Source organism: Aeromicrobium sp. (genome assembly GCF_036676885.1).
In the GTDB taxonomy this organism is placed as follows: Bacteria; Actinomycetota; Actinomycetes; order Propionibacteriales; family Nocardioidaceae; genus Aeromicrobium.
The window spans coordinates 1-5,124 of the sequence record NZ_JAKFCB010000385.1 but is presented as its reverse complement, the minus strand read 5'-3'; the positions used below and the strand labels follow the sequence as shown (position 1 = coordinate 5,124).

Annotated in this window: 7 protein-coding genes; 3 read left to right on the top strand and 4 right to left on the bottom strand. The window is 68.8% G+C overall.

Annotation, left to right across the window (positions count from 1 at the left end):
- On the top strand, window positions 1-180 hold a 180-nt coding region (locus V6M46_RS18410), incomplete at its 5' end, for a winged helix-turn-helix domain-containing protein (RefSeq protein WP_332667774.1).
- 219 nt (window positions 181-399) lie between these two features.
- Window positions 400-966: a hypothetical protein gene (locus tag V6M46_RS18405; RefSeq protein ID WP_332667772.1), complete on the top strand. Its 567-nt coding sequence runs from the start codon at window positions 400-402 to the stop codon at window positions 964-966.
- Here V6M46_RS18405 and V6M46_RS18400 read toward each other — a convergent pair.
- From V6M46_RS18400 to mshA, 4 genes are all read right to left on the bottom strand, one after another.
- A complete protein-coding gene (locus V6M46_RS18400; RefSeq protein WP_332667770.1) occupies window positions 963-1,706 on the bottom strand; it encodes a phosphoglyceromutase in 744 nt (247 codons plus the stop codon). The genes V6M46_RS18405 and V6M46_RS18400 overlap by 4 nt on opposite strands.
- An 89-nt stretch (window positions 1,707-1,795) precedes the next feature.
- Window positions 1,796-2,458, bottom strand: a complete 663-nt coding sequence (locus V6M46_RS18395; protein WP_332667768.1) for a DsbA family oxidoreductase — start codon at window positions 2,456-2,458, stop codon at window positions 1,796-1,798.
- Between the two features lie 79 nt (window positions 2,459-2,537).
- The gene (locus tag V6M46_RS18390) at window positions 2,538-3,023 is read right to left on the bottom strand and encodes a YbjN domain-containing protein (protein WP_332667776.1); all 486 of its coding nucleotides are present in this window, start codon (window positions 3,021-3,023) and stop codon (window positions 2,538-2,540) included.
- 20 nt (window positions 3,024-3,043) lie between these two features.
- Window positions 3,044-4,306, bottom strand: coding sequence for a D-inositol-3-phosphate glycosyltransferase (gene mshA, locus V6M46_RS18385; RefSeq protein ID WP_332667766.1), 1,263 nt, complete (start codon window positions 4,304-4,306; stop codon window positions 3,044-3,046).
- Window positions 4,307-4,384: 78 nt separating this feature from the next.
- Here mshA and V6M46_RS18380 point away from each other — a divergent pair.
- The coding region (locus V6M46_RS18380) for an SDR family NAD(P)-dependent oxidoreductase (RefSeq protein WP_332667764.1) at window positions 4,385-5,124 on the top strand (740 nt) is incomplete at its 3' end.

Here is a 5,124-nt window from a genome sequence, read left to right as displayed (position 1 = left end):
CCCGGCCGCGTCCTGACCCGCGGCCAGCTGATCGACCGGGTGTGGGGTGCGGACTACGTCGGCGACACCAAGACCCTCGACGTCCACGTCAAGCGCCTGCGCGCCAAGATCGAGAAGGACCCCACGAACCCCAACACGCTGACGACGGTGCGGGGCCTGGGCTACAAGTACGAGACGTGACGGCGCGCAGTGAGGCGTTGAGCCCGCTGCAGAGGGCGCCGAGTTGAGGAGTCTGTAAGCGCTGGTGAGCGCCTCGACGCGCAGGCCAACGACGCGAACACGGGAGCCGGTTCGAGGAACCACAACACGACTCGTGATCCCGAGCTCTGCGAAACGCCCAGACAGCGCGTCTTCTGATCGTCTAGTCTGAGCCAACCCAGCTCCGACGAGGACTGCAACGTGACGAATACCGTAGGCGTGATCGGGACCACGTTCGCAGTCGTGATCTTCCTCGATGGGTTCCTGAGGTGGCTCCTGAACCACACGCCGCAATCCGGGCTCTCGGTTGTCGATCGTGCCCGCGCAAAGCGTCTGGGCGGCGCAGAGCAGCTCGACATGTTCGACGTGGCGCTGACGACCGGAGTCGTGCCGCCCGGCGCCGACCGACCGAGATGGTCGCGGGAGCTCGATCGCTGGAATCCGCAGCGTGCGCTGGCACCAGAGAATCTTCTGTCGTGGGTCGTCGCGCTCGGTTTTGTGTGGCAAGCCGCCATCTGGGCCATCCCGAAGTCGTTCGACGAGATTCTCTCGTCGAACGGCGCGCGGTGGGCGTCCGGAATTCTCGCCACCGGCCTACTGGTGGTCGCGGGCTACCGCGTATGGCGGCGTCTCAGCCATTCCGGAGAGTCCAAGGTTGACGAGCGCAAGCGTCTTCGCGAGACGTTAGACCATGAGACGGCGGCCTATCGCGTCGTCAGCGAGCGCCGCTCCCTAGTCTCTCTGTCCGGGCGCAGATATCGCAGCTAGCGGCCCTGGTTGGCTACAGCGGCGATCGCGGCGGCCGCGGCGGCGGGGTCGAGGTACGTGCCGCCCTTGACCGTGGGCCTGAGGTTGTCGTCGAGCTCGTAGACCAGCGGGATGCCGGTCGGGATGTTGAGCCCGACCACGGCCTCCTCGCTGAGCCCGTCGAGGTGCTTGACGAGGGCCCGCAGCGAGTTGCCGTGAGCCGTCACCAGGACGACGCGGCCGTCGAGCAGGTCCGGGACGATCGAGTCGTACCAGTAGGGCAGCATGCGCTGCAGCACGTCGGCCAGCGCCTCGGTGCGCGGCAACAGCTCGTCGGGCAGCGCGGCATAACGGGCGTCGGAGGCCTGGCTGAACTCCGAGTCGTCGTCGAGCGGCGGCGGCGGCGTGTCGTACGAACGGCGCCACATCATGAACTGCTCCTCGCCGAACTGCTCGAGGGTCTCCTTCTTGTCCTTGCCCTGCAGCGCGCCGTAGTGGCGCTCGTTGAGGCGCCACGACCGGCGTACGGGGATCCAGTGCCGGTCGATGCCGTTGAGCACGATCTCTGCGGTGCGGATCGCGCGACGCAGCAAGGAGGTGTGCAGGACGTCGGGCGCGAGGCCCGCCTCGGCCAGCAGCTCGGCGCCGCGGGAGGCCTCGGCGAGTCCCTGCTCGTTGAGGTCGACATCGACCCAGCCGGTGAAGAGGTTCTTGGCGTTCCACTCGCTGTGACCGTGGCGCAGGAGGATCAGGGTGCTCATGGAACTGAGCCTATTGGGAGTTTCGACAAGCTCAACCGCCGGGGAGGGGCTCAATCGGCGGGGAGCAAGATCAACCGCCGGGGAGGGGCTCAGCCGGCGGCGGGGTCGCCCTTCCACTCGCGGTAGATCTTGCTGAGCGCCTGCACGTAGTCGTTCTGCGAGTGCACACCGTCGAGGGTCCACTGATGCTCGATCACGATCGTGGGCAGCTGGGTGATGCGGATCTCGTCACCGGCCTGGTGTTGCATGCGCACCTCGTCGCCGTACTCGGTGCTCGCCAGCAGGGCCTCCGCGGTCTCGAGGTCGAGCCCGACCAGCGCGGCCCGGGTCGCGAGCGTGAAGGGGTCGCCGATGTCGGCCCCCTCGAGGAAATGCGCTCGCCAGATCTGGTGCGCGAGGTCGCGCTGAATGCCCGGCCCCGCTTCGTCCGCCCAGGTCAGGAGCCGCCACGCGTCGAACGAGTTGGCCCGGACGGCCTCCTCGAAGTTGAGGTCGATCCCGCTGATCTTCGCGGCCGCGGTCACCTGGACGTTGAGCAGCTCGGCCTTGTCCAACCCCTCGAGGCGCTCGGCGAGTGCATCCATCAGCAAGCGGCCGTCGTTGGGTTCGTCGGGCTCGAGCTGGTAGGCCCGCAGCGTGAACTCGACCGGCTCGCCGGTGAGGATCGAGAACATCGCCGCTGCGCGCTCGAACCGCGTCGCGCCGATGTAGGACCACGGGTCGGTGATGTCAGCGAAAATCAAGACCTTCACGACGGCAACGCTACGCGACTCCGAAAGCGTTGTTCAGCCCATCTGGATTCGGACCATGCCTCACCACGACGTCAGCTGCTCAGCTCGACGGCTTGAGGTGCTTGAACGCCTCGAGGTTGCGGGTCGACTCACCCCGCGACTCGCGCCACTGCCATTCCTTGCGGATCGACGAGGCGAAGCCGAGCTCGAGGATCGTGTTGAACGACTCGTCGGCGTAGGTCAGCACGGCGCCCAGCACGCGGTCGACCTCCCCAGCGGTGACGGCGTGCAGCGGCAGCCGGCCGTCGAGGTAGATGTCGCCGGCCGAGTCGACCGCGAAGGCCACGCCGAACATCTTGAGGTTGCGCTCCAGCAGCCAGCGGTAGACCGTCTCGTGGTTCTCGTCGGGGTTGCGGCACACGAAGGCGTGTATCCCGAGCGCGTGCTTGCCGATCTCGAGGCGGCACGTCGTCTGCAGCTTGCGCTCGCCCGGCAGCGTCACCTCGAAGACACCAGGCCGGTGCTCGGTGAACTCCAGCTCGGCACCCTTGAGGGACTCCAGGATCGTCGCTCGTACCTCGGTCATGATGACCTCGCCGCGCTCGCTCATGCGCTGTTCTCCACGTGGGTGCGGTGCCACTCGATGGCCTCGTCGTAGACCCTGAGCGTACGGTCGGCCGTCACGTCCCAGCCGAAGCTCTCGGCGTGATGCACGGCTTTGTGTCCCATGGCGTCGCGCAGCTCCGGGTTGGTCAGCAACGGGTGCAGGGCCGCTGCGTAGTCGCGCGGATCGTGCCCGTCGACCAGGACACCCGAGACACCGTCGGACACCGCCGTCGACAGGCCACCCACCCGCGCCGCCACGACCGGCGTCCCGCAGGCCTGCGCCTCGATCGCGACGAGCCCGAACGACTCGTTGTAGGACGGCACGCACACGACGGATGCCGCGGCGTACCAGTCGGCGAGGTCCTGCTGCGTCACGGTCGGGACGAATCGGACGACGTCGGGTATGCCGAGGCGCTCGCTCAGGTCCGTCAGGGCGGTGGGCCGGTCGAGGCCGGAGCCGGAGGCGCCACCGACAATCGCGACGACCAGCCGCTCGCGCAGCGCCGGGTCGTCCTGCAGCATCCGCGCCGCGGCCTCGAGCACGACATCGGGCGCCTTGAGTGGCTGGATGCGGCCGGCGAACAGCAGCAGCGCGGCGTCATCGGGCACACCCAGAACGGCCCGCGCCTCCGCCTGCCGGCCCGCGCGGAAGACCTCGAGGTCGACCCCGGGGTGCACCACGGCGACGTGCTCGGGCCTGGCGTCGTACATCTCGATCAGCTCGCGGCGCTCTTCCATCGTGTTGGCGATGAGGCGGTCGGCGAGCCGTACGATCTCCTCCTCGCCGTAGATGCGGCCGATCGGCTCGGCTTCGTCACCCTCGGCGAGGCTGGCGTTCTTGACCTTGGCCATGGTGTGCATCGTGTGGACCAGCGGCACGTTCCAGCGCTCGCGGGCGACCGTGCCGACCTGGCCCGAGAGCCAGTAGTGCGAGTGCACGAGGTCGAAGTGCCCCGGCTCCCGCTCGACCTCGGCGCGCAGGACGTCGCGGACGAACGAGCACAGCTGGGACGGAAGGTCGTTCTTCTGCAGGCCCTCGAACGGGCCGGCCGGGACGTGATGCACGCGGATGCCCGGCCCTGCGTCGACGTGCTGCGGCTGGTGACGGGAGGTCGCACGGGTGAAGATCTCGACCTCGATGCCGCGCGATGCGAGCTGGCGGGAGAGCTCGAGCACGTACACGTTCATGCCGCCGGCGTCGCCGTCCCCGGGCTGCTCGAGGGGCGACGTGTGCGCCGAGAGCATCGCGATTCGCTTGATCATCGATCAGCCGCCTTTCGGCTCCATCGTCTCACCCGGTGCCCAGCCTGCGGCTCGGCGGCCGTCTGAGACGATGACGTCATGCCCACCGCCGTCGTCACCGGAGCCAGCAGCGGCATTGGCGCTGCCACCGCCCGGGCCCTCGCCCAGGCCGGCTATCACGTCTTCTGCGTCGCGCGACGCACCGAGCGCATCGAGGCACTCGCCGGCGAGATCGGCGGCACCGCGGTCACCTGCGACGTGACCGACGAGGCGCAGGTCGCGGCCCTCGCCGACGCCGTCGGACCGTCGCTCGACCTGCTGCTCAACAACGCCGGAGGAGCCGTCGGCACCGACCCCGTCGCATCGAGCAACGCCGACGACTGGCGACGCATGTACGAGGTCAATGTCATCGGCACGCTGCTCGTGACGCGGGCGCTGCTGCCCGCGCTCGTCGCCAGCGGCGCCGGCACGCTGATCAACCTCGGCTCGACCGCGGGCCGCATCGCGTACGAGGGCGGTGGCGGCTACACCGTGGCGAAGCACGGTGTCGCGGTCATGACCGAGACGCTGCGGCTCGAGCTCAACGGCCAGCCCGTCCGGGTGACCGAGATCGCGCCCGGCATGGTGCGCACCGATGAGTTCTCGCTCAACCGGTTCGGCGGCGACCAGAGCAAGGCCGACGCGATCTACGCAGGCGTCCGCGAGCCCCTCGTGGCCGAGGACATCGCCGACGCGATCGTCTGGGTCGCCACCCGGCCGCCGCACGTCAACGTCGACCTCATGGTGCTCAAGCCCCTGGCGCAGGCGGCGCAGCACAAGGTGCATCGCGAGTCGGCTCC

Bases quoted from the DNA above. Each gene is read 5' to 3' on its own strand.
- V6M46_RS18400 (WP_332667770.1), bottom strand. From the start codon at position 1,706: ATGAGCACCCTGATCCTCCTGCGCCACGGTCACAGCGAGTGGAACGCC.
- V6M46_RS18390 (WP_332667776.1), bottom strand. From the start codon at position 3,023: ATGACCGAGGTACGAGCGACGATCCTGGAGTCCCTCAAGGGTGCCGAG.
- mshA (WP_332667766.1), bottom strand. From the start codon at position 4,306: ATGATCAAGCGAATCGCGATGCTCTCGGCGCACACGTCGCCCCTCGAG.